Below are 23,545 nucleotides of genomic sequence, written 5' to 3' on the forward strand. Positions count from 1 at the left end.
CATAACAAATAACGAAAACTAATACAATACAACCAAAATATATAGCTATATTAATCGTCTCATTATCAGGAAAAAGCAGGACTAATAAAAAGCAACAAAAATTAACATTTTGAGCTTCCCAAGCTGCAGGCCGTGGGTTCGAGACCCATTTCCCGCTCGACCCATACACACATGAGAATGAGCCGGTTAGCCGAAAGGTTAATCGGCTTTTTTCATTGGTAAAAAATATCTGGTTGAAACATGCCTTTACTTTGCACGCATTGTCCTACATTAATTTGTATCTTAACGTGAGTACAAAATTATAGGGGGGCTGTGCCTTGAAAAGCACTTAAACACTACAAGCAACGAGCCAATGAGCGCTCGATGCGATCAATCGTTAGCCCATACTGCGCCATCAACTTGCTCTTTCGAGCTCCTTCGCTCAAGCAACATTGGGCACTTTCCCGTAACACGAGCATCTGAATGAGTGTGTCTTCCAGATTAGCCCGGTAATCCAGTTGCGACTGCACTAACCGCTCTTTCAGGGCCGCTACCGATCCCTGACCGATTGGAGGATGACTAACGGGGGCAGCCAAACAGTGTTCCCATTGCTGTTTCAGTTGGTGAAAGGGATTCAGCCAGCCGCCTTGATTCAACTCCTCGACGGGTAGCCCATAATTACCTCGCCAATCGATGAATTCAGCGGTTAAAAACAGATCCCCACCTTGTTTGACACTCAGCAAAAAATTATAGGCTTTCTCCAAGTCATCGAACTCACAGTGGAACTCTCGGCTGTGCTGTTGGGGAGTGAGGGTACGAATGGTTAGCGTCATTACGGGGCAGTTATACGCGAATGTAACCTCAAATTATTAGGAAGGTTCTCAGTAGTAAGCAAAAGGGCCAGGGAACGATGAATGAGTGCAGTGATACGGTTGGCTGACTTGGGAAAATAACCCGTCTATTTTGAATACCCGATGAATATGATCACCTTTGAGCTAATCAGTTCACACTGAGTTTCTTCTCCGTCTCCTCTCGTTAATGCTGCCGGTCAAGTCACTTCCAAACCAGCCGGTCGTATGGATCAGCCAACCATGCTCCTTAAAAATACCCAAGCTCGCTTGCGGTTTACGCAAAATTGCCGGGTATTGAGCGCTAAAATCACCACGCTCCAAACCAGCAATGAACGTCTGTCCCATCGGTTAGACGCCCTGATCGACAAGCAGGCTCGGTTGATTGATCGGCTGAATGCTTTATTAGCCAGATAGCGTTAGCGTCTTTTGGATGCATGCTGGAGGGCTTTTAGCTTGGTCTCCAAGACCTCCATGCGGTGCAAGAGATTGGTTTTTATCTGGCGTAGTTGATGCTGTCTTCGTTTAATTTGCTCGGCTTGCCATAGATAGTATTGAATTCGATCTCCGTAGTTGGAAGTGGATTGCCGGATCAGGTCTTTTTGATATTTCATCACGACGTATAACTGCTTATTCAATCCTCATCTGAAGCTGAGGATCGCACTCTATAAAGATACTTATTCATTGGAAATGCGCCAAACCTAAACGAATAGGCGAAAAGTGGCCATAGCGACCAACTCATTATATCTCTATTGACCATTGCTCATGAGCGTATAGACGGGCTTAGTCAATCTGTTCAATAACCGATCAGGCTGTTACTGTTTCGTCCTTTGAGAAGTAAAGTACGAAACGACATACTTGCGTAATTATCTTTTACAGTCTGACAAAATTAACCCTCTATATCACGTTTAAATCTACACTATTGAGGCAAGAGTACCCCACATCTTGTATCAGTCATTGGCCCCATTGCCTTATTACAACGTCTAGAGCCACTTTATACATTCTGGCATGATTTTATAACGGAGATGGTGACCAGCTGATCAGATTTAACCTTTCTCATTTGCCTTTATGAAATCCACCCTATTTAACGAAGCACAATTAGTGTGTGATCTTCAGGCTGGCCGCTCTTCGGCTTTCACCACGTTGTATGATGCCTATTCTCCAGCCTTATATGGGGTGATCCTGCGAATGGTAAAAGATCAGGTGCAAGCGGAAGACATACTTCAAGAAGCGTTTATTAAAATTTGGGTCAATATCCATCGTTATGATGCGGGGCAGGCTCGACTGTTTACGTGGCTGTTGACGGTGACAAGGAACGTAGCGACAGACGCACTAAGGGCCCGTAAAGAATACGTCCCGCTAGAAACGTTTATGCATGATCGAACGGATGCATCTGCTTATTCAGCACCTGATGCTATGCCTCATCAATCTGTGTTCACCATTTTGTCCCCCGAGTATAATCAAGTTCTTGAACTGACGTATCAGGGCTATACGAAAGAGGAAATTGCCCGCCGATTCAACTTACCACTGGGTACGGTCAAAACGCGTTTCCGGACAGGTATTCGGAAGCTAAAAGAGATATTCGCTCAGGATATCTGCCAATATCACCTGACTTAAACGGGCAGCGATCCGCTTTTGCCACTGGTGCGTTATGGCTGATCCCCCGTGTTTTACCAATCCGCCTTTCGATAGTAAGCAGGCGTTTAGCGAATCAACTTTTATCCTACAATACGAACCGCTTCTTGCATTTAAAAAGGTGTTGAACGTATTAGAGCTAAGTAGAACGGATTCCGCTCAGAATAGCTGGATAGATAGGTAATTAAAGTTCAACGAATGGTAATCTCTACACGACGGTTTTTGCTCCGTTCTCCTTCAGTCGTGTTGTCACCAAGGGGTTGTTTACTACCGAATCCTTCAGTGGTGATCCGTTCATCAGTAATCCCCCGCCTACTCAGGTACGCAGCTACTACTTTCGCCCGATGCTCAGATAACGCTAGATTCAGCCGGGGATCACCTACATTGTCGGTGTGGCCAGCAATATGGACATGCCACTGTGGATTGGCTTTTAGGGATTGAATGAGCTTATTCAACTCAATCGATGCCTGGGCCAGCAATACGTAACTACTTTGCTCAAACTGCACCGTCCGTAAAATCAAAGTAACTCCGGCCATGATCGGTGGTGGCAGCTCAGTAGCCGGTGGAGGAATGGGCGTGGATACGGCGGCTAACGAGTCAGTAACCGTTAGCCTTTTCGGGGGTTTTGGTACCAAGATCAGGTTCGGTTTAGCGGTTTTTAGTTTTTTGGGCAGTGCCAGTTTGGGAGTTGCTACAATAACTGTTGGTCGTTTGGTAATGGCGGTATTTACCTGTTTAGTGGCCTCCGTAATGGGCGGAGCTTTTTGAAAAAAATACTGCGCGCTTATAGGCTCCCCACTTTCGGCGAACGGATTCAAGGCGGACTTAGGCGTTGGCGGGGGCTTCCAGTAGAGGTAAATTTCGCCCCATTCGATGGCATTGAAATAATCAACCTGCAGATCGTAATACTGTCCGGCTTTCAGCACGATGGTGCCATTATAATGTTTATAAGAGTTGAGCTGCCAGGAATCCACCACCAGCTTGTTGTCGACCCAAACCCGGATGCCATCATTCACTTTCGCAAAAAACACGTATTCCCCCGTAGTGGGGGCTAGCAGTTTACCCCGCCAGCGTATCGAATAATAGGAGCGGGAAAGACCCTTTCCCGGACTCCGTCTGTCCCAGTTGAAACTGATCGCTGGATCGATTCGGGAGAAAGCTTTCTGCTCAAAATTGGTTCCGACGTAGTAATCCCCTTTCAGTCCTGACTGAGCCCAAACCTGTTGTGCAAGTAAGCAAAGCAACATATATCCATAAAGTGCGACTGGTTTCATAAACGAATTTTTACAGCAACAGGATCAGTAACTAGCCTTTAGATGAGTGGATGCTTGATGGTGCGTTTGGCGAAACGTAAGCGTTAGCTCGCTGTCCGTTTTTTCAACCGTCTGAGTAGTCTGGTAATCCTGTATTCTTCCTGTCTGAGTCAATAGGGGCAGCTCAATTGATTTCAACGTTCCACGTAAAAACTGCCAATTGGCTGAATCCGTCGCCATGAGTAGAATCAGGATCTAAGTTCGAAACAAAAATATATAAGAAAATTATATATACAAATAATATAATTGTTATTGTAAGCAGTCCCAGGGGTTTTCACTAAAATGCTTGGGATTAATAGACTGCCTAAACGCAGGAGGAAAGAAGGCTACTGGATAGTAATTGACAGAGTAGAGGGCAGGAATCAAATGATCTTTAAACGGGTAGTACGGAATGAGGATACAGACGTCCCATTAACAAATAGCCTTTACCATATCTCAAAAATTGCTCTTTTATGGACTTACCTATTGGAAGCGGATCGATGGACAGTCATGGTGAAGAATGCCTGGTCACGCCAGTTGCTAGTATCCGTGGCATTTAATCGATCGGCCATGGCTGTATACATTTGGACTCCATGCTTCAGAATTTTAACCTTTTAATTCGCCAAACATCGGCAAGGTGCAAGGTGCTCAGTTGCACAGCGGTGGCGTGGATTCTACTTATGAAATGGCTAAACTTGATAGTTTAAGCAAATCCTATCAAACCATAGCTATCTCTACACGGGGACATGGCAAATCGGAAATAGGCCATTCTCCCGTTATGTGTGAACAAAAGGCGAATGATATTTATGCGGTGATTCAAGCCGTTACAAAAGATAGTGTTACCGTTTTAGGCTTTAGTGATGGGGCTTACACAGGGTATAAACTAGCGAGTATATACCCGGGAAGCGTGAAGAAATTGATCGCTATGGGCGCTGGGGAGCAGGTTCCTGGTTTGCGGAAAGTCAACTTAAATGTAAAGGAGATGTCTAAGCTGAACAGCCTTTACTTTAGACAACAGTTGGCGTTGATGCCTGAATCCGGACGATTGCAGGAGTACTTGACGAATTGGGCAAATTTTTATAATACCATGACGGCCAGTAAAGAGCTGTTTGCTAGTATCCATTGTCCAGCTGAAATACGTGAGCGTTCATGAAGTTGTGTTAAAATTGCGATTGGCTAAGGTCAACAAATTGAGCGCCATCAGATAGGGCATAATGAAGGGGAAGGCAGGGATGGACACTAAGTAGCTAGCAATCACTAACGGTTCCAGGGAAAACGTGGGCAGTACACTCAACAAAGCGCCCACCAGGCTCAAGAGGATATAGGCCCGGCAAGCACCCGTTTTGAACCAGCCAGCCGATTGTAAGGCTACCCCAAAAGCAGCCGTAGCCAAATACAAAAGAGCGACCTCCACGTCACTAATCCAACTAAAAAGTGCGCGCATGGACAAGTACCAATCGGGCCTTTTGGCCACCGAAGCGGCCGAAAAGTTGGTGAACGATTCGACTAAAAAGCTACCCCAATACGCCATGTTGAGGATAAATAAAGGGAGGGCTATACCCAGAGCCAGTAAGCCTAGTAACCAATACGTCTTCTCACCGCTTTGACGAAGTTGGTCGGCCAGTAAGGCCAATCCAGCCGTGATTGAAATCCCTCCTGCTAGTAACAAAGCATACCGAATCTGTTGTTCGGTAGCAGTGGCCACCCAGTCGGGAATGGAAGTGGGCGGAGGTCCCATGCCCGCGAAGACGGTAAAGAAGATCCAAGGGATGATCACAAGTAACGCAATGGTACCTCGTTGCCTTTGTTGAGAATCTAAGCTGGTTAGGCAATTCTTTCCCAAACGCCAAACGGCAATGGCCATCAGCAGGGCATGAACGAGCCAGATGGGTAGATAGAGTTGGGGTTTGCTGTGGCCGATTGCTAACGCCACAGCAGCGGCTACAAAGGGAACCAGGGTAAGATAAAACCGGCTGAGTGTTTGTGGATTGATCATCAGGAGGTGGCTTGGCAAATTGGGCTACTTGAGTTAGCCAATCTACGCGTTACTCAGCAAACTACGGTAAACGACGTTTTCTCACAAAAAGGCTGGTTTATACTGGCAGATACACACTAAAGGTTGACCCCTGACCCGGTTGACTTTGAGCGCTTATCCATCCACCATGATTAGCGACTACTTTCTCACAGATCGCCAGGCCAATGCCCGTTCCGGCATACTCCGTTCGATTATGCAGACGCTGAAATACCGTAAAAATCCGGTCCAAATATTTCTCCTCAAAACCAATCCCATTATCTGCTACGTCAATCCGATAGTAATCATTACCTGCACGTTGGGCAGTAAACGCCTTCGGCAAATCACGGGACATCACCTGACTCGAGCGGATCTGGATCTGTGGTGCCACACCAGGCTTACGAAATTTAAGCGCATTACTAATCAGGTTCTGCAACAACTGCTCTAATTGCGAAGCATCGCCTTCTACCTCAGGTAAGTCACCAAGCTGGATAGTGGCGCTAGTTTCCTGGATGAGTAGTTCCATGCTCTGCAGCACAGCCTCTACGACTGCGGTAAGCGATACCGGTTGATTGCTATCCCGCCGGGTGGAAATTCGTGAATACCCCAATAAGTCTCGAATCAGACTTGACATTCGATGAGCGGCACTTCGCATCCGCTCCAAGTAGGTTACCCCTTCGCCTACCTCAGTAGGGAATTGAGTTTGAAGAAGGTCGCCAAATTGCTGAATCTTCCGAAGCGGCTCCTGCAAATCATGGGAAGCGATATAGGCAAACTGTTGCAGGTTTTGGTTGGATCGCTTCAGCTCGTGAATCGAATCCTGTAATTGCTGGGTCCGCTCAGCTACTTGTCGATCTAACTCCCTCGACTGCTGCCGTAACTGTTCTTCTCGTAACAGCAGTGCCTGATGAGTGGCTACCTGTTGAGTAATCTCGACGCCTGTAGCGATAATGCCATACACAGCACCCTGCTTGTCTTTAAGGGCTTTAAAGGAAAAATCAAAATATACCGTCTTCGGCACCCCATCGATCACCATCTGGGCGGGGGTGTTGTCGGTAGCGAAAGTCATGCCCGTAGTAAACACCTCATCCAAAATGGCCAGAAACGGCTGTCCTTCCATCTCAGGAATGGCTTTGGCGATGGGCATGCCGAAGACATTCACCCCTTTCCCCCATACGGCTAACTGCGGTTCATTGGCTATGGTAATGACCATTTCCCGCCCCACCAGCAGGGCAATTGGGATAGGGGATTCCATGACCAGGGCACGGAAGATGGCTTCATTATCGAGCGTTTGGGGATCACCAATCATACAATAGTAAAGGTAAGCTACAGTTCTTTAACCATCAGTAGCCCGTTGAGTTTTCTGAGGTCACCGAGTTCGTATTGGCTGACAAAATAACGGTAGCAGTAAACGACCTTGTGCATGCCCCCGCAACAGGGTTAGAAAATCCAGACCACTTATGTCGCTTTGTAAGTTAATATCCATCAGCACAAATCGAGGACCACGCCCCGTCGATTCGCTGAAGTATGCAGCAGCCGTCACAAAAGCAGGTCTTGGGAAACGTGTATTTAGCCGCTCGTGCGAGAATATCCACCACGTTTGGGTCATCATCTACGGCCAATATCGGAAAGTTGATGGCATCGTACAGACCTGGTTGGCAAACTACTAGTGTCATTTTCGTCTCTTCACTCGGTAATTATAGTGTTGCATACTCTACACTATAATTACCGAGTGATATAAATGTAGGCTTTTGATCTATAGGGTTAACTACCTGTTGTAAGAGCAATCTTGATCGAACTCAGTCTTTCTGTTTCGTACTTTGGGAAGTAAAGTACAAAAACTATCATTCCGATATATCCCATCAAATCCCAACCCAATAATGCCAGTTTCGTTTTAATAATTCTGTCAAAAAAGCTTTATCGGTTGGCCATCGGTTGTTGTGAAACGAGTAAAAGTCTTTCCATCATAACAACACAATCCCGTGTTCCGGGTACCTATCCAAAGATTTCCGGCTCTATCCTCCAAAATTGACCAGACATCGTTATTCGTCAGGCCATTTCTCTCCGTAAAATAAGTGTAAGCTTTTCCATCGAAACGGCAAAGTCCACGACCATCACCTCCGAACCAAAGAGTACCTTTTTTGTCTTCTATTATTCGGGTAACAGGGCCATTGGATAAGCCGTCATTTTTTATAAATGATTGGCCGTCATACCGGTAGGCTCCATTCCAATTTTGAAACCAGATATCTCCGTTTTTGGCCTGAAAAACAGGGCAGGCCCAATCGTTACCGTTTACTTTCAGGTTGGTTAACGATTTACCGTCGTAACGAAACACGCCTTCGTTAACCCGCCCACCCAACCAGATGTTGCCCGCCTTATCTTCTAAAATGCGTTCTACGTTATGGTTACTGCTCATAAAGCCACCTGCCCCCTCATTCACTACAAACGGAGTAAAGATCTTCCCATCGTAGATATAAACCCCGTCAATAGTAGCGAACCATAATTTTCCGCGTTTGTCCTGCATAATACTGAATACGTTATGCGTGTTCCGGTACCTGTTGGGAGGCAGGTTTTTTCGTAAAGGAATCTGGATTTCAGCGAATTTCTTACCATCGTAAAGACAAGCGCCGGCTTCCGTGCCTATCCAGATTTTACCATCTTTATCCTCTACAATACAATGGATCTGATTACTGCTCAGCCCATGGGCTACTGTAAATTGGCTGAATACCTTTCCGTCATATTTATACAGGCCTTCGCTTGTCGTGCCAAACCAAAGATTCCCTGCTTTATCCTGGATACTACTGTTCACATTATCACTGGGTAGGGAGCCTTGGGTTTTTATAAGTTTGGTTTGGGCAGCAGCCACTATCTGGGGAGCGCTTTTTTCTCTTGGCTGGTCTTTTCCGGCTTGCCCGTTGCAGAAAATGCAATAAACCAACAGCAGCAAAGTGATTGCGGGAACGAGTTTCATTGTTTTTCTTTGTTAAAACCGGGCCTTTTCAACAATCTACACGTCTTTCCATGGAGATTTAGCGCAAAGCTTGTAAAAGAATGTCAACGAAAGGTAAAAGCAGCTTTTACTGGCTGCTGGGGATAGTTACCTATTCAACTGTCTCACGAAAACGCTCCCTCCTGAAACGATAAATCCTGTGTAGCAATTTGTATATTGGGAAAGACATTGTTTATAAAATCACAAAGCTCATCTAGTATGAAGACTATTAACATTTCTATTGACATCCGCTCGTTTTTACTGGGCGCGCTGACGCTAGGCGGCCTGCTAACGTTAGTCAACTTCAAAGCCGACCACGACAGCCAGCCCGACCCGGCGGTTCTGGATACCCGCCGGTTTCAGGTGGTTGCAAGCGAACACCAAACAATCATTCTAGACACAAAAACGGGGCGGTTCATTCTCGATCCATTTGGTACTAACAAACCAAAATGGGTGGTTGGCGATTTTGAGGAGGTACAAAAGCGGGGAGATAAATAGTAAGCCCTACCCCTTAGCATATTACCCTGTCAAGCGGAGCTAGTCAATTATTTATTTTCCAACTGTTTCATTATCAGCAGTCTTCTAATCGCTCCCAACTGAGACGGTAGAACATAATATGTATAACTGGCTCCATGCAAACAAAGGTAGAATGGCCATATCTTCAGGAACGTCGTGACGGTTAAAACCACCCTATAAATGGACAACTGTAGTGTGGTCTGCTGTCTGCACCGTCAATTTTTTAAGCAGTCAGGCTAGCTAGGGTTCAACAATTTTAGCGTCTGCTGCCGGTATAATTTACCGATGGGTATCAAGTGAGGGCCAATAGCAATCTCCTCGGAGGTAAACGACTCAATCTTGTCCAGTGAGACCAAAAAGGAACGGTGCACCCGCAGAAACGAGGGGCCAGGCAGCATGGCTTCCAGGGCCGTCATGGCGTATTTGGTGATGATGGCGCCTTTTGTTGTGTGAATCCTGACATAGTCTTTGAGGCTCTCTATGTAAAGAATATCATGCAGAAAAACCTTGACCATTTTCCGCTCCGCCCGGAAGTAGAGAAAGGCATCCGTAGCCGTTTCGGGTTGGTGCGGCATGTGCGGTTGACCCATCGGTGAAAGCTTGTGGTCAGGTAAGGCTTTGCTAACCGACTTTAAAAACCGTTCGAAACTAATTGGCTTAACCAGGTAATCGGTAACGTCCAGTTCAAAGGCTTGTACGGCATAGTGCTCAAAGGCCGTGGTCAGGACGATTTTAGGCGGTTGGGTTACCATTTTGATCAGCTCGATACCCGTTAGTTGCGGCAGTTGAATATCCAGAAACAGCAGATCGATCGGCTGCTGTTTTAAGGCCGTAAGGGCCTGAATCGCGTTGGTACATTCGCCCACCAGGGTAAGCATGGGCACCTGATTGATATACCGACGCAGTACTTCCCGGGCAGGTGGCTCATCGTCGACGATCAGGCAGGTATAGTTAGTCGGCGACTCCATTATAGACTGATTTGACTGACTCAGAATAGGCGTGTGTTAATGTAAGCGTCAAGTTAACAATATACATCTCTTCTTCATCATGGATGGCTAGTTCATGTTGGTTCGGATAACTTAATTCCAGCCGCTTCCGAACGTTGGCTATGCCGATACCGGGTGACGGATGCTCCTGGCCCGCTGGCTTGCCATTAATCAGTTTCATCGCCAGTGTATCGTCGTGCAGGGTTACGGTTAAGCTGATCCAGGGGTTTTCAAGCATGCGACCGGCCCCATGCTTGAAGGCGTTTTCGAGAAAGGGCAACAGCAGGAGTGGGGCAATGAGATGATGGGTCGTTTTGGGCAATTGCACTACCATGTCAAGCCCCTGATCATACCTCGCCTTTTCCAACTGTAGATAATCACGGATCATGGTTAACTCCTTTTGGAGGGGAACCAACGGTTGATTACACTCATACAAGATATACCGCAGCAAGTGCGAAAGCCCCAGGATCATCCCGGATGCTTGCTGGGATACCTCTTGTGTCAATGAATAAATCGTATTGAGCGTATTGAATAAGAAGTGCGGGTGCAACTGCGCTTTCAACATCTGAAGCTCCGCATTGGCCTTTTCTTTTTCCAGTTGGAGAGCCGTTTGTTGCTTTTCCTGAAAGCACTTCAACAAGTGGATGGCCGCAGCTACTCCGCCTACGGTAATGCTTCCCCGTAACCCGGCCAGCATGGCTACCCCGAACTGAACCGAGAAGGGGGGATGCGGCTCCCTGGCCACAACGGGCGATAACGGATCGGCCAGTTGGTGGCGGAGCTGATCAATAATCGTCATTGACAAGCTAGCCGATAAAGCCGCAGTTAGGAAGACCAATACAAGGGCACAAAGAGTGGCCAGGACGTACTTAGCGGGAATGACGAGCTTGGGTATAACCAGATACATGAGCGAATACGCCAGGAATAAGCTGGGTATGAGGTAAATCAGCGTTTCCGGTAAGGTAATCAGCAGGCGATGCCCAAAGGGCTGCCGTTGCAAGGCTGGTGATGGCGAAAAGGAATACAGCAGCAGCTGGAACAAAAACCAGAGCAGCCAGAACGTCAGATGCCGCCCGAACCGCCAGGCTGTATTTTTTGAATAAATAAAGGGGAGTTGCTCCATGTTTGGCCGTGGTCTGCCACGAAGATACAGATCGGCAACCAGATAAAACGAAGATCAAGTACGTATTCGACCAAGGTGGCTACGTTGTCGATAAGCGCATTTGGTCGACGACGAAAGGCGCTTATCGGCAAAAAAACACTGTCTGTTTTCAGAGCCGACTGGTTAGGCGACTTCTCAAAAAATGCAGGAAGGACTTGTCTACTTTTGAGAAAAACGAACGCCATGAAAACGTTGCTCACTCTCTTTTTACTAAGCCTGGCTACCACCTGTGTGTTCGCCCAGCTAGACACGACTAGTTATCCGAAAGAACGACAGGCGATCCGGGAATTACTACGCCATCAGCAACCCGGCACTTTGATCGACTGTGCAGATTTTATTGCGGTCGGCCCCAAAGGCGATATTTCCTTTTCCCATCAGCAATGGCTAGCGGTGCAGAAAAAAGAAAAGCTAGTTTTTAAGTCGGTACAACCCGTTGCCGGCCATCAATTTATTCGAATTTATGACGGCACGACGGCTGTGGTTAATGCGCTGATCGATGTAAAGCTGGTAGTTGACGGGCAAGATGTGACCATCAAGGTACGTCGCCTGGAAGTGTACCACAAAGCGGCCAGTGGCTGGTGCCGCGTAGCCGGTCAGGGAACCCAGGTGGATGAAAAGCTATTTCCCGTTGCTGGTAAATAACCTGCTTATCCTCATTACGAGTCAGCCCCGATTGATGTCATCATAGGTAAGAGCAAGTACTTGGTTTAGAGGCCTATCGTGAGTCAATGGCAAGCTTGACTAGTTTCATTCCTTTTCTCCATCACGATTATGAACAAACTACTCTTTCTTTGCACAATCCTACTGCTGACCGCCAGCCATTGCCCATTAAAGGCCCAAATCGCCAATAAAAATCTATTGATGGGAGTGGGTAACGATAACACCCATGGCCAATACAACACCAGTCTGGGCTTTATCGATCGAGTAGAAGGCGCTAACGGAAATCCTCCCTATACGAGCGGCACCTACAATACGTTTGTGGGGGCAAACAACGGCAGCTACAGTGCAGGCTCGGGCAACACCGCCATTGGCTATAGTGCCGGACGCTGGTTTATGAAAGGCACCCAGAATGTCTTTATTGGTTATCAAGCAGGTTCTTACCTGGTTAATTTTGCCAACCCCAGTGATGTAGGCACTGGCAATAATATTATCGGTGCTCAGGCAGGCTATTACAATCAGGCCGATTACAATGTGTTTATCGGCCATCAGTCAGGCTATAGCAATGTAACAGGCACCGATAATGTCTTTGTGGGGACCAAAACAGGGTATGCCAATATAGGATCGAGCAATACGTTTCTGGGTTATCAGGCGGGCCAGAGCAACACGACGGGGTCCAATAACCTTTTTCTGGGGTGGCTGTCGGGGCAGGCCAATACCTCCGGTTTGTTGAATGTGTTTGTAGGCGGTTACACCGGGTATAGTAATACCTCAGGCCAACTCAATACGTTCCTGGGCTACGCTACGGGTTCGAACAATACCACCGGTCGGGTCAATACGTTTCTTGGGGGGTATGCTGGGGAGAGTAACACGACGGGCATTCAAAATACGTATGTAGGCTATCAGGCCGGTCGAGCGACTACCACGGGCAACAATAATTCGATTATGGGCTATCAGGCGGGGAGTAATCTCACGACGGGCAGTAACAACATCATTATTGGGCCAAAGTCGGGCACCGCGGTTACTGATGGGAGTGATAACGTGCTGATGGGTTACAACAGTCAGGCCGAAGAAGGCCTACAAAACGCGATCGCCATTGGTGCCAACAGCCGGGTAACGGCTAGTCATGCGCTGATATTGGGCAACCAGGTTAACGTCGGGATTGGTACGTCCGCGCCAACCAACCGCCTGGAAGTGATCAGCCAATCGCCTAACACCAGTGGCTTAACATTAACGAACCTGACAGAGGCTAGTCCAGCTATTCGAACGACTGACCAGTTTTTAACGGTTAATGAAAAAGGCGAGGTGGTTAAGGCTCGGTATCAGCTTCGAATCAGTAGTCCGGCTGAGTGGAGTGATAAGGTATTTAGTTCATCCTATCAGCTTCGTTCACTTCCGTCGGTTGCCACTTATATAGCCAAGCAGGGCCATTTGCCCGGTGTTCCGTCGGCTGAGCAGGTTGCCAAAGACGGAATTGATTTAGTGAAGATGAATGCTCTGTTATTAGAGAAAGTGGAGGAGTTAACTCTTTACAGCATTCAACTGGCGAACGAAAACCAGACCATCAGGCAACAACTACAATCAGAGCACAACCAGCAGCAGGCTAGAATTGACTGGTTAGAAAAGCAGCACAAACAAGAAATTGCGGAGGTAAAAAAACTCGTCAACCAGCTCCTAAAGAAGCAGTAAGTATCCCCAACTAGGCGTATTCGTTTTCTCAATTAACGTCCCTAAAGCGAGACGAAGGAAGGGTAGCCGCCAATGCACAACCCTTCCTTCGTCTCGCTTTAGGGAGCCTTTTTGTAAGAAAGTGGAATAAGCAACAATTTTGTTCAATATGGTTAACTGCTTAGTGGCCAAAACCTAAAGCAGTCTGTAAAAGTGAGTAGTGTTTTAGTTTGATTTTCTATCTGCTAGCCATCTATACAGAAAGACTAACATCACGCCAAGTTGAAGGGATGCCCAAAACCAATTCCTATCCAGACTGTAGCCCATATATGGGTGCGTTGGGCGTTTCGTACCGCGACGGTAAACGCACCCAATAAGGCGGCTTAACTCCATTCCCTGGAAAATTTAACCAGTCTACCGGATGTTGCCACCCGGGGTAAGACCACTAGGAACATGATCGGGGATATACCGATTAAAACCATAATCGGTCAGGGCGTTTAAGAAGGCAATGAGATTCTCCTGATCAGCGGGGAGCAGGGCAATCCGCTGTATGTTTGCGTCCAGTTGCTGCACTGGCACGTGCGAATTTTGTGAAATAGGCTCGCCAATATCGTCATAAAACGTCAACACCTGTTTTAGCGTCTGAAAAACTCCACTGTGCATGTACGGAGCCGTCAGCCCAACGTTTCGCAAGGAGGGTGTCCGAAACGCATAGGTTCTACTTGCGCCCGCATCCGAACTAGCTAGTTGGAGATTATCAGGCACCGACATCACATGCAATTTATAGTCGGAAAACATGGGCCCCGAATGACAAATAGAACAGCCTTCGTCCTTAAAGATTAGCATTCCCTGAATTTGCTGGTTCGTTAACGCCGTTTTATCCCCTTTCTGATACCGATCGTAGGGTGAATTCATAGCAGTCAAGGTACGCTCGAAGGTCGCAATCGCTATACCAATAGTAGCCGCTGTAATGGGCTGACTACTGCCAAAGACGGTCTGAAACCGTTGTTGATACTCAGGGATTTTTGTCAACCGGGCCGCAAGACTGTCTAGCGTAACAGCCTCGCTATAAGCATGACCACGCATTTCTTCAAATGTTGTTAGCGGGCCGATCAGCTGATTTTCGAGACTTTTGGTACGGGAATCCCAGAACATTGGCGCGGTCAACGGATCATATTTTCCGCTACCATCCATGCCATTGAAGGCCGCGTTGAGTAATGTCTGCGTATTTCGCTTCGTTACAGGCACGTCGTTGGGCTTTAGAAACCGGCGGTTTAGTCCGTAACCAACGGCATTGGTACCTAGTGGTAGGTCTAATCCATCCGTGTAGGCATTATTGGGGTGGTGGCAGGTCGCACAGGCTACGTCTTTATCGCCTGACAGGATAGGGTCCCAAAACAGCAGCTGGCCAAGCAGAGCCGTATCATTGGTAATGGGGTTACTGACTGGGGGGATGGTAGCAGGATCAATGGGAGTATGTACTAATACGAACGAGCTGTAATCCTCTTTTTTACAAGCTTGAATAACAGCAGCGAAAAAAATAAGTATCGAGAGTAGAGCTAGTAGAGGTTTGCGCATCGCTAGGACGAATAAGTATAAATAACTAGTTTTTGCGCACTTTAATTCCACCTTAACTTGGTCCTATTTTGTCAAGATCGTCCTCTAGTAAAATTATCTGTCTGGATTATACCTTCATACAACTCACAGTAGATGGAGCTTGAGGCATCCGCATGAGAAGATGCTTTATCAAGCGTTGAATAACCAAACCCTGTAATCACCATTTCTGGTCCACCCGATTTCGATTTCACGAGATCGCCTACCCTAAACTTCATCAACGTTCACCACTTTTCCAGTATAATTAGCAGCAAGATTGATAGTAGTAAGTACTGAATAGACCTAATTTCCAACGAAATCGGCTCTTAGTCAGATAGACTGCCAAAAATTGAGTGGGAAAATAGTCTCTTTAACTTGAACGTTAATCGGAGATCAGGGCGAAGGAGAGAAATTTGCTGATGCTTTTTCGTACGCTGGAAAGTAAAGTACGAAAAGGCAAATCTCAACATAGGCTCCCGATTGAGACGACGAAGTCTTCATGGGGGCTCCCTAAATAGGGTATTTGTATGGGATTCGACTTTTCAAGTCATGACGGTTTATGTCCACATCCAATGATGATTTTTATCGGTTCAGTCAACCTCGTTAGCCCATTACCCTACTGGTGATGTAGAAAATTACCAATTGGCTGAGTGACAGACCCTACACAAGGTCATCATCAAAACTGATAGCCCATGGTCAGCCCAAAGCGGGGAGTAAAACCTTTCCGGCTCATGAGTTCCGGCAGGACTGCCTTCAGAGGGGGACTGCTGGTCGGTAGTTGATAGTGAAGGCCTACAAACAAATCGAATACGACTCGCGCTATGCTTGTCTGCACGCCAGCCAAAGCGCCGGGCATCCAGACGGATAGCTGCCGGGTAGTTCTGACTAATGTACCACTCGGGTCTCTAACAATAGTACCCTGATTGTCGAACAGATAGTCCTCAAGCGTGAGTTCGGAAAAGCGACCGTATGCCCCTGCGTAAAAGCCCGTAGGGGACAGAGGACGCCGACGGAAATAGTGCCGATATTCCAACGTAGCCCGCTTATAGTGAAATAAACTCGGCACGGGGTTCTTGGAGTCGTGATATTCATACGTTTCCGAACCGAAGCCAACACCACCCACCAGCGATGCCCGTTTGGTCAGCATCCGTTCATAAAACACCGATAGATCGCCTACAATAAGACTTAGGGGATTGATTTTCAGACTATTTTTCCGGGTAGCTGCGGAGTCTGTTGTTGACTGAGCATAAGCCTTACACAAGCTGATAACAATAAGGCTAAAAGTCAGGGAAATTTTCATTACGAAACTCGGGTATGGGTCATGGCCTGTCACCTACAAACTGGCATTTTGCTGCCATTGTCAGTCTAACGGCCTGGTACCGGTTGACAATATTACCGTTATTTGAGAGTGCTGCAAAATTAACCTTCTAACGGGGAAGCCAGCTTCATGAGCTGCGTGTGGTAATGTAGCACCGACTGGGTAAGGAAGCCCTTTAAATCAGCAGGCGTAAGTTTGTGAAATACGCATCGCTAGCCAGTCGACAGTAAATGGGCGGTTTGGTAGGCAAGAAAGTGTACTATAGCCGGAGAGGACCAACTAGGTTTGGGACAGTGCTTATGTTTACATCGACTCATCCCTGCGAATAAGCCAGGGATTAAGTTGGACAGCTATTGAAGTAGCATGTCAATGCCATTAAGACTTTAACTGAGTTTAACGATACCATTATTTCAGACTGGCTCAATGTGAGTATGAAAACATTCCGGGAATACAAAAAGCAGCCAACGACGTTCAAGGATAAAGTCAAGGAACAGGTACTCTTGTTATTATCGCTTATCAAGCACGGCATTCAGGTATTTGGCTCCGTAAAAGAATTCGACCAGTGGCTAAACCGGTCCAACTTTTATTTTGACAACAAGAGTCCTAATGATTATTTAAATACGATCACTGGGATAAAATTTGTCGATGATCGGTTAACGGCTACGGAATACGGAGATAATGTGCAGGGGATGGAAGTATTTCGAATCAGTAAAGATGATTACCTAATGCGGAGCGTTCAACTCAAAGCCCCCCTAACTGGCGAACTCTGGCCGGTTATGCTACCTTACAATCGACTGGGTCCAGCTGGTATACCAACCAGGAAAGTCTACTTCTGAAAGTTCCTTCGGCTATCATTATCTATGAGTACAATTACCTCATTAACACTGAGCACCCTGACTTTCGCCAGCATGTTCAGCTGGTTAGAACTGAGGATTATTTTAGGGATTCTCGGCTTCTTTAAAGACAACTGAAGGATTCGCCAATGCTTGATCAAAATTTCACTCTAAAAGACACCAAGGTCAGACGCAAGTGCGTTCATGTATCTGCATCATAAATAGGGTGTTTCAGGCGACGATGTTACTCGTAGGAATCTGATTGTACAGCAGTGGGAATTCAATAACAAACGTGCTGCCTTCACCCGCCAGACTCTCCACTCTTAAGCTTCCCCCATGGCCCTTGGTAATAATATCGTAGCTCAACGAAAGACCTAATCCCGTTCCTTCGCCCGTTGGTTTGGTGGTAAAGAAAGGCTGAAAGATTTTGGATTGCTCTGACTCAGCAATACCTGTACCATTGTCTAGTACCCGAATCTCCACCCGATCACCCGCTCGCTTGCTACGAACCGTTACGGCTGGTTGATAATCGGGATTGTTGGTTCGTCTGGCGTGCTCCGAAACGGCATAAAACGCATTGTTGTACAAATTCAACAACACCCGACCGATCTCCTGGGGGGCCACTTCGATTGGTTCCAGAGTCGGATCAAAGTCGGTGATTAACTGGCAGTTAAAGGACTTATCCTTCGCTTTTAGACCGTGGTAGGCAATCTTGAGATATTCATCCGCCAGCGCATTCAAATTCGTAGGTCGTTTCTCGCCCGATTCCGTGCGGGAATGTTCGAGCATGCCTTTAACAATGCTACTAGCCCGGCCACCGTGGTGATTGATCTTTTGCAGGTTGCTCGCCAGATCATCGGCAATAAAGTTGGCTTCCTCCAGATCGCCTTTAGCTAACTCCGCTTTAAGCTCATCGACTAGTTCGGCGCTGACTTCGGAGAAGTTGTTGACGAAGTTCAACGGATTCTGAATCTCGTGGGCGATGCCCGCCGTGAGCTCCCCCAGACTGGCTAGTTTTTCTTTTTGGATGAGTTGGGCTTGGGAAGCTTTCAGTTCAGCGGTACGAGCTTCAACCTGCTGTTCCAGGCGTTGATTTTGGGTTGCTAAAAGCTGACGCTTCTCTTCCGTAATTTGCATTACCGCAGTAGCTTTCGCTCGATCTTCGGCTACGATTTCTTTGATGCGTAGAACTAGATAAACTAATAGGGAAAGGGGTAAGGATAGAAAGAAACCGGTACCTAAGGGTAAAAGACAAGGGGTAAAGTCATTGGCACCCGATATGAGTAATAGAGCAATGCTTAGCGCAAAGCCAATCGTCAGAAATGCGCCTACGACTATCGCCCATTGAGCCCCTTGCAGTTGGTTTCTTTTCCAAATAAGCAACCAGAAAAAGAGTAAAAAGTCGAAGATCGTGGCAATAGAGCTGAATAAATTAGTATAGGTGTAAGCGGTTAGACCAGCGCCTACTACTGAAATGCCAATCAGTAGACAAGTAAGTAGCCAGGAGGGTGGGTACTTTAATATACGCCATAGGGTAATGGGTAAGAAGGCAATAGCGATACATAAAAAGACATTTCCTAATCGATAAATAATCACTTCAACGATGAATGGAGGCTGAAAAACGGCATCCCCAAACGTAAGCATACAGTAAAGAACAAGAAACGACTCGCCGATAGCGAGCAGTTGAATGGTTGTCTTTTCATACAAATCCTGTAAGGCTAACAGCCAGTACAGCATAGTCAAGAGGAAGGATACAGCTAGCCAAAGGGTGGAATAAATTAAAAAGAATCGGGGATTATTTTGCAGCCAGTCAAACGTCTTTGGGCCAACGATTCGGATGAGTTTGCTCGTTCCATCCTCCAACTCGCCCTTCAAAAGATTCGTTGAAAAGGGAGAGACATAATCGACAACGTGAAGCGCGATCAGATGTTCATGGTCGGCAGTCAACTCAAGCGGAATGGCTGGTTGATAATACGGATAGTGTTCACGATACGATTCACTATCGGCCCCTGTCTGACCAAAGGAAGTAATCAACCGCCCATCAATATATAAATCCATCGCTGTCCAGCAGAAGCTAGAGGCTCCCAGTGGTATATCTGAGAACGTGGAGTCTAGGCGAATTGCGAGCCGAAACCACCCTTCGGCCCGGCCCGTTTTGTCGGTATCGCTAACGGATAACGTGCTTGGCGTGCGTTGAGCCCAGTCACTGGTATTTAGCCCAGGACTAGCCCAGGCGGGATTATGTCCGGCCTTGAAAACCCATCCACGCATTGATGACAGATTAATGAGCTGATTAGCATCAAACATGCGCTTACTTAGGGTAACGGTTGTCTGCTGAGCCGGACAATACGTTAGGGTTAGGCAAGCGAGTACCAAGGCTAACAAGAATTTCATAAGCAGGAAGCGATTGGGAGGACTGGATACCATTACCTTTTGACCTTTTGAAGCTTTTCGTCGGATGGTAATCTCCTTTTCAATAAGTAAAATTCGACTTTAAAGGAAAAAGACCCAGCCATTGATTTATGTACACCTTAGCTAGCAAAGATATTTGAACAAGGTTGGCAAAAGCTATCTCGTTTGAGACAAATCCTATCAATTTGGGTTTGATCTGATCGATTCCAGATTGAAACAAAGAGCCGTGTAGGAAAATACGGTTACTAGGAAGATATATAAAAACCAGAGCAGGGTTGCCTACGTACGAATGGAATCCCAATAAGAAGTAACCACTATTGTGCTTATTCTCCTAAAAACACTGATATAGATTGTCAGGTGATACAAGTTATACCACCGTAATACAATTTGACAATGATGCCAGTTAGCCCTATTTTGAGGGGAATCAACACAAAAAATCCACCCTAAAAACAGAGCCAGCGTTTTTAATTTAACTTTCTGGCAATGTTATATTACTCATTGTGAGACAACTAGAACTATATCAAGCTGGAAGATAGACTTGAAACGTAGCACCATTGCCCGGGCTACTCCTGGCTGTAATCATTCCCCGGTGATTGTCCACTACTTTTTGACAGATGGCCAGTCCAATGCCTGTACCCGCAAATGTATCCTTTGTATGTAAACGCTGGAACACTTGGAAAATCCGGTCCAGATACTTCTCATCAAAACCAATTCCGTTGTCTATTACCTCAATACAGTGGTAAGACTCAATGGAGGTAGGCGGCTTAAGTGGAGAGGGGAGTGTCGAAGCCATTACTTGATGGGCGCGTACGGTGATTTGGCAAGATGGTTTCCCTTCTACCTGGTTAAACTGACTGAACTTGAGGGCATTGCTTAACAGATTTTGAAATAACTGCTCCAGTTGAAGTGCATCGCCCGCCAGAGTGGGTAAACCCGTTACGGTAATCACCGCACTTACTTCATCGATAGCTACGGCTAAACTATCTTGCACACGGCCCAAAACCTCATTTAAGTCTACTGGATTATTGGGTGCTGGACGAGTTGATATGCGGGAAAATGCCAATAAGTCCTTGATCAATCGGGACATTCGGCTTGTTGCTAACTGCATCCGCTCCAAATGCATCCGGCCTTCGCCTAGTTGGGGGGCGTAGCGCTGAATGAGTAGGTCACTAAATTGAAGCAGTTTGCGAAGAGGCTCCTGCAAGTCATGCGAAGCTATGTAGGCAAACTGTTCCAGATCCTGATTGGAACGGGTCAGCAGATGGTTCGTTTCTTCCAGCTGTTGGTTCGCTAACCTTAACTCTTCACTGGCCGCAGTTAATTCTTCATTATTGGCCGCTAGTTCCTCATTAATGACCTGCAGTTCTTCGGTCCGCTGCTGCACCTGTTGCTCGAGGGCAAGCTGGAGATGGCGTTGCGTGGTAATGTCCTGCACCGTACCGCTAAGTCGGTACGGCTGACCCGTCTCACCAAAATACGCCTTACCCTGCATCTGAAGAATCCGCTCCTGGCCTGATGCGCCTGCATCAACGGTGTATTCAGCAGTAAATTCGCCACTTGAGTCCGGCATCATAGCCTGGGTTATAAGAGACTGAATCAGTGGCAGGTCAGTCTGTCGGATAGCCGCTGTCGCTCTCTGGGGCGTAATTGTCTCTGTAGGGTCTAAACCATACCAGCTTCTTAACCGATTAGAATAATCGATCCGACCCGTCACCAAATCCATTTGCCAGGTACCCAGCTGAGCTAATTCAATGGCTCCCTGTAGCGCGGCTTCAGCTTCTTCTGCTTTCTGACGAGCTAGCACTTGAGCTGTAACATCGGAGGCCGTAAGGATGATGCCGTAGATTTCCTGGTCCGTATTGTGCAAAGCTTTACAGAGCACATCGTAGTAGCCCCACTCACCTGCGTGCGTAAGGGGTAATCGAATTTCTGACTGATCATACGTATCGCTCCGCGTAAAGTCTTCGTTGAGCGGCAGGTTCAGCGCCATCCGTATTGCTTCCGGTACCACTGCCTGAAAGGGTTTGCCAACACTAGTCATATCCAACCCCAAGATGAATAGCATCTTTTCATTAATCGAACGAATAACCCGATCGGGCCCTACTAGCACCACTTTGGCTACTGGCGAGTGATGAAACACATTGCGGGCAAATAACTCACTCTCTTCCAAGGCTCGCTGAGCCACCAGTTCCGGCCTTCTGTCTCGCATAACGGCCCCGACGGCTATCGGCTGGCCCGTATAGGGATCATCGATTCGAATGGTATTATTAAAGACCGGGAAGATCTCGCCCGTCTTAAGGTGGCGCACCAGCATTTCTCCTGACCATCGTCCCTGGCCCATCACGCTGGGGAGTACTTCTCGCTCTACCAGGTCAAAATGCTCGGGAGCATGGAGTGACGCAATGGGCGTTTTTTGGACCTGTTGGGCATCTTCGAAGCCCAACAGGTCCATACCCGCCTTGTTGAGATAGGAATTTTTGCCATCCAATTCCAGAATGGACATTAATTCGATACTGTTATCGACCAGGGTAAGCAGTTTTCGCTGGGTTTCCTGAGCGGTTAGTTCATTGCGTAAGTCGCGCAAAGTAAAGCCTCGACCAATGGGCTTACCTGTATGCGGATCATCAATGCGAATCCCGCTAGCCTGACAGGGGATGGGCGCACCGGTTTTAAAATGCTTGAGCTCCACTCGGCCCGTCCAGTATCCCTGTTTGAGTAAGGCAGGAACGGCTACTTCCTGAATTAGTCGATAGTGTTCGGGTGAATAAAAGTCTGCCACCAGCACTCCGGTCAGGGTCTCGGTTTGCCCAAGCCCCACCAGTCGTCGTCCCGCTTCATTAAGGTAGGTAAGCTGACCTTCCAGGCTGGCAATGGCCATAAAATTGAGGTTATTGTCGACCAACGCCAATAACTTTTGCTGGTCGAGTCGCAGCCGAATCTCCTGGGTAATTTCCTCAACGAGAGAAAATAAGCTGTTTACCTGCCCCGCTTCCTTTTGTAGGATAGTGGTGTGAATCTTGACCCATACTTCATACCCTTCTTTGTGCAGACAACGTAGCTGAATTGCCAGCGAGTCGGCTGCCCCTCCTATCAGATTCGTCAGATGATGCTGATAATACATCCGATCTTCGGGGTGCAGCAAGGCCTCAAACGAGTGAGAAAGCAGTTCCTTTGTTGAATAGCCAGTTAGGGCGCTAAAGGCATTATTCGTATGAATGAGCCTATCATTTGCCTGGATAATAACCAGCCCTGTAGTAGCCTTCTGAAAAGCGTTCGCAACCTGTTTTTCAGTAGAGCGAAGCATTTTGTTTTCAGAGGAAGAGTTTGTCTGTTTCTTGCCCAATGGCTTATCGTTATTCACACGACTAGAATTTCCTTCCAAAGTAGCAAAAAAGTAATGTATGTTGTTATCGTAATAAATAATGCTTTTATGTACGATTAACTCAACAGAGAGGCATTGGAGAGTTTATACCAGTGAAGTGCAGATTACGAATTTGAAACTTTTCATCTTGAAGTCCGGCACAAGTGAACGATAATGGATTGACCCCACCTTTTTGACCTTCTGGCTCCAAGTTGTCAAGGATGAAGAAGCAAACAAAGTCACTTAACAGGGGTGAATAACCAGTTATTATAACGAGTCTGTTCA

At 47.0% G+C, this 23,545-nt stretch carries 21 protein-coding genes; 8 read left to right on the plus strand and 13 right to left on the minus strand.

The annotated features are described in order from the left end of the window. Positions 1–335: 335 nt before the first annotated feature. The gene (locus tag ACYVE4_RS18785; RefSeq protein WP_461041735.1) at positions 336–812 is read right to left on the minus strand and encodes a hypothetical protein; all 477 of its coding nucleotides are present in this window, start codon (positions 810–812) and stop codon (positions 336–338) included. 243 nt (positions 813–1,055) lie between these two features. Between ACYVE4_RS18785 and ACYVE4_RS18790 the strand changes: the two genes are divergently transcribed. Both ACYVE4_RS18790 and ACYVE4_RS18795 read left to right on the plus strand, forming a co-directional pair. After that, positions 1,056–1,244: a hypothetical protein gene (locus ACYVE4_RS18790; protein ID WP_461041736.1), complete on the plus strand. Its 189-nt coding sequence runs from the start codon at positions 1,056–1,058 to the stop codon at positions 1,242–1,244. Positions 1,245–1,895: 651 nt separating this feature from the next. Continuing rightward, positions 1,896–2,444, plus strand: coding sequence for an RNA polymerase sigma factor (locus ACYVE4_RS18795; protein WP_461041737.1), 549 nt, complete (start codon positions 1,896–1,898; stop codon positions 2,442–2,444). A 209-nt stretch (positions 2,445–2,653) separates the two neighbouring features. Here the strand turns inward: ACYVE4_RS18795 and ACYVE4_RS18800 are convergent, their stop codons facing one another. Then, the gene (locus tag ACYVE4_RS18800) at positions 2,654–3,736 is read right to left on the minus strand and encodes a PA14 domain-containing protein (RefSeq protein WP_461041738.1); all 1,083 of its coding nucleotides are present in this window, start codon (positions 3,734–3,736) and stop codon (positions 2,654–2,656) included. A gap of 655 nt (positions 3,737–4,391) precedes the next feature. On the opposite strand from ACYVE4_RS18800, the gene ACYVE4_RS18805 reads away from it, so the two are divergent. After that, complete coding sequence (locus tag ACYVE4_RS18805; protein ID WP_461041739.1) at positions 4,392–4,907, plus strand: alpha/beta fold hydrolase; 516 nt, start codon at positions 4,392–4,394, stop codon at positions 4,905–4,907. On the opposite strand, the gene ACYVE4_RS18810 is transcribed toward ACYVE4_RS18805, so the two are convergent. The 4 genes from ACYVE4_RS18810 to ACYVE4_RS18825 all read right to left on the minus strand — a co-directional run bounded on the left by ACYVE4_RS18810 (position 4,902) and on the right by ACYVE4_RS18825 (position 8,736). Then, positions 4,902–5,750 (minus strand): hypothetical protein, encoded by an 849-nt coding sequence (locus ACYVE4_RS18810; protein WP_461041740.1) that lies wholly within the window; start codon positions 5,748–5,750, stop codon positions 4,902–4,904. The two genes, ACYVE4_RS18805 and ACYVE4_RS18810, sit on opposite strands and share 6 nt — an antisense overlap. A 97-nt stretch (positions 5,751–5,847) precedes the next feature. Next, positions 5,848–7,074 (minus strand): sensor histidine kinase, encoded by a 1,227-nt coding sequence (locus ACYVE4_RS18815; RefSeq protein WP_461041741.1) that lies wholly within the window; start codon positions 7,072–7,074, stop codon positions 5,848–5,850. A 60-nt stretch (positions 7,075–7,134) separates the two neighbouring features. Next, positions 7,135–7,377, minus strand: coding sequence for a hypothetical protein (locus ACYVE4_RS18820; protein ID WP_461041742.1), 243 nt, complete (start codon positions 7,375–7,377; stop codon positions 7,135–7,137). Between the two features lie 294 nt (positions 7,378–7,671). Beyond that, positions 7,672–8,736 (minus strand): ligand-binding sensor domain-containing protein, encoded by a 1,065-nt coding sequence (locus ACYVE4_RS18825; protein WP_461041743.1) that lies wholly within the window; start codon positions 8,734–8,736, stop codon positions 7,672–7,674. Positions 8,737–8,973: 237 nt separating this feature from the next. On the opposite strand from ACYVE4_RS18825, the gene ACYVE4_RS18830 reads away from it, so the two are divergent. Continuing rightward, entirely contained in the window at positions 8,974–9,252 is a 279-nt protein-coding gene (locus tag ACYVE4_RS18830) for a hypothetical protein (RefSeq protein WP_461041744.1), read from the plus strand. A 254-nt stretch (positions 9,253–9,506) separates the two neighbouring features. Here ACYVE4_RS18830 and ACYVE4_RS18835 read toward each other — a convergent pair whose 3' ends face one another. Both ACYVE4_RS18835 and ACYVE4_RS18840 read right to left on the minus strand, forming a co-directional pair. Beyond that, positions 9,507–10,238 carry a LytR/AlgR family response regulator transcription factor gene (locus ACYVE4_RS18835; RefSeq protein WP_461041745.1) on the minus strand — a complete coding sequence of 244 codons (732 nt, stop codon included), beginning with the start codon at positions 10,236–10,238 and terminating at the stop codon, positions 9,507–9,509. Next, positions 10,222–11,379 carry a sensor histidine kinase gene (locus ACYVE4_RS18840; RefSeq protein WP_461041746.1) on the minus strand — a complete coding sequence of 386 codons (1,158 nt, stop codon included), beginning with the start codon at positions 11,377–11,379 and terminating at the stop codon, positions 10,222–10,224. Before ACYVE4_RS18840 ends, ACYVE4_RS18835 begins: the two co-directional genes overlap by 17 nt. Positions 11,380–11,601: 222 nt before the next feature. Between ACYVE4_RS18840 and ACYVE4_RS18845 the strand changes: the two genes are divergently transcribed. Then, the gene (locus ACYVE4_RS18845; RefSeq protein ID WP_461041747.1) at positions 11,602–12,060 is read left to right on the plus strand and encodes a hypothetical protein; all 459 of its coding nucleotides are present in this window, start codon (positions 11,602–11,604) and stop codon (positions 12,058–12,060) included. 129 nt (positions 12,061–12,189) lie between these two features. Then, a complete protein-coding gene (locus ACYVE4_RS18850) occupies positions 12,190–13,764 on the plus strand; it encodes a cell division protein ZapB (RefSeq protein WP_461041748.1) in 1,575 nt (524 codons plus the stop codon). A gap of 393 nt (positions 13,765–14,157) precedes the next feature. On the opposite strand, the gene ACYVE4_RS18855 is transcribed toward ACYVE4_RS18850, so the two are convergent. The 3 genes from ACYVE4_RS18855 to ACYVE4_RS18865 form a co-directional block, all read right to left on the minus strand. Next, entirely contained in the window at positions 14,158–15,321 is a 1,164-nt protein-coding gene (locus tag ACYVE4_RS18855; protein WP_461041749.1) for a cytochrome-c peroxidase, read from the minus strand. Between the two features lie 71 nt (positions 15,322–15,392). Further along, on the minus strand, positions 15,393–15,575 hold the full coding sequence (locus ACYVE4_RS18860; protein WP_461041750.1) for a DUF2158 domain-containing protein: 183 nt from the start codon (positions 15,573–15,575) through the stop codon (positions 15,393–15,395). Positions 15,576–16,012: 437 nt separating this feature from the next. Continuing rightward, positions 16,013–16,636: a hypothetical protein gene (locus tag ACYVE4_RS18865; RefSeq protein WP_461041751.1), complete on the minus strand. Its 624-nt coding sequence runs from the start codon at positions 16,634–16,636 to the stop codon at positions 16,013–16,015. A gap of 449 nt (positions 16,637–17,085) precedes the next feature. Between ACYVE4_RS18865 and ACYVE4_RS18870 the strand changes: the two genes are divergently transcribed. Then, complete coding sequence (locus ACYVE4_RS18870; protein ID WP_461041752.1) at positions 17,086–17,490, plus strand: antitoxin Xre/MbcA/ParS toxin-binding domain-containing protein; 405 nt, start codon at positions 17,086–17,088, stop codon at positions 17,488–17,490. Beyond that, entirely contained in the window at positions 17,421–17,615 is a 195-nt protein-coding gene (locus ACYVE4_RS18875; protein WP_461041930.1) for an RES family NAD+ phosphorylase, read from the plus strand. The genes ACYVE4_RS18870 and ACYVE4_RS18875 overlap by 70 nt, the downstream gene beginning before the upstream one ends. 103 nt (positions 17,616–17,718) lie before the next feature. Here ACYVE4_RS18875 and ACYVE4_RS18880 read toward each other — a convergent pair whose 3' ends face one another. Next, complete coding sequence (locus tag ACYVE4_RS18880; protein WP_461041753.1) at positions 17,719–19,881, minus strand: sensor histidine kinase; 2,163 nt, start codon at positions 19,879–19,881, stop codon at positions 17,719–17,721. Positions 19,882–20,419: 538 nt separating this feature from the next. Continuing rightward, a complete protein-coding gene (locus ACYVE4_RS18885) occupies positions 20,420–23,203 on the minus strand; it encodes a PAS domain S-box protein (RefSeq protein ID WP_461041754.1) in 2,784 nt (927 codons plus the stop codon). Between the last annotated feature and the right edge of the window lie 342 nt (positions 23,204–23,545).

The sequence above is a fragment of the Spirosoma harenae genome, assembly GCF_054776975.1.

Excerpts from the sequence above, each read along its gene's own strand:
- ACYVE4_RS18885 (WP_461041754.1), bottom strand. The coding sequence starts at position 23,203 with ATGCTTCGCTCTACTGAAAAACAGGTTGCGAACGCTTTTCAGAAGGCT.
- ACYVE4_RS18795 (WP_461041737.1), top strand. The coding sequence starts at position 1,896 with ATGAAATCCACCCTATTTAACGAAGCACAATTAGTGTGTGATCTTCAG.
- ACYVE4_RS18815 (WP_461041741.1), bottom strand. The coding sequence starts at position 7,074 with ATGATTGGTGATCCCCAAACGCTCGATAATGAAGCCATCTTCCGTGCC.
- ACYVE4_RS18830 (WP_461041744.1), top strand. The coding sequence starts at position 8,974 with ATGAAGACTATTAACATTTCTATTGACATCCGCTCGTTTTTACTGGGC.
- ACYVE4_RS18850 (WP_461041748.1), top strand. The coding sequence starts at position 12,190 with ATGAACAAACTACTCTTTCTTTGCACAATCCTACTGCTGACCGCCAGC.
- ACYVE4_RS18860 (WP_461041750.1), bottom strand. The coding sequence starts at position 15,575 with ATGAAGTTTAGGGTAGGCGATCTCGTGAAATCGAAATCGGGTGGACCA.
- ACYVE4_RS18800 (WP_461041738.1), bottom strand. The coding sequence starts at position 3,736 with ATGAAACCAGTCGCACTTTATGGATATATGTTGCTTTGCTTACTTGCA.
- ACYVE4_RS18835 (WP_461041745.1), bottom strand. The coding sequence starts at position 10,238 with ATGGAGTCGCCGACTAACTATACCTGCCTGATCGTCGACGATGAGCCA.
- ACYVE4_RS18880 (WP_461041753.1), bottom strand. The coding sequence starts at position 19,881 with ATGAAATTCTTGTTAGCCTTGGTACTCGCTTGCCTAACCCTAACGTAT.
- ACYVE4_RS18845 (WP_461041747.1), top strand. The coding sequence starts at position 11,602 with ATGAAAACGTTGCTCACTCTCTTTTTACTAAGCCTGGCTACCACCTGT.
- ACYVE4_RS18840 (WP_461041746.1), bottom strand. The coding sequence starts at position 11,379 with ATGGAGCAACTCCCCTTTATTTATTCAAAAAATACAGCCTGGCGGTTC.
- ACYVE4_RS18785 (WP_461041735.1), bottom strand. The coding sequence starts at position 812 with ATGACGCTAACCATTCGTACCCTCACTCCCCAACAGCACAGCCGAGAG.
- ACYVE4_RS18870 (WP_461041752.1), top strand. The coding sequence starts at position 17,086 with ATGAAAACATTCCGGGAATACAAAAAGCAGCCAACGACGTTCAAGGAT.
- ACYVE4_RS18825 (WP_461041743.1), bottom strand. The coding sequence starts at position 8,736 with ATGAAACTCGTTCCCGCAATCACTTTGCTGCTGTTGGTTTATTGCATT.
- ACYVE4_RS18790 (WP_461041736.1), top strand. The coding sequence starts at position 1,056 with ATGGATCAGCCAACCATGCTCCTTAAAAATACCCAAGCTCGCTTGCGG.
- ACYVE4_RS18865 (WP_461041751.1), bottom strand. The coding sequence starts at position 16,636 with ATGAAAATTTCCCTGACTTTTAGCCTTATTGTTATCAGCTTGTGTAAG.
- ACYVE4_RS18810 (WP_461041740.1), bottom strand. The coding sequence starts at position 5,750 with ATGATCAATCCACAAACACTCAGCCGGTTTTATCTTACCCTGGTTCCC.
- ACYVE4_RS18820 (WP_461041742.1), bottom strand. The coding sequence starts at position 7,377 with ATGATGACCCAAACGTGGTGGATATTCTCGCACGAGCGGCTAAATACA.
- ACYVE4_RS18855 (WP_461041749.1), bottom strand. The coding sequence starts at position 15,321 with ATGCGCAAACCTCTACTAGCTCTACTCTCGATACTTATTTTTTTCGCT.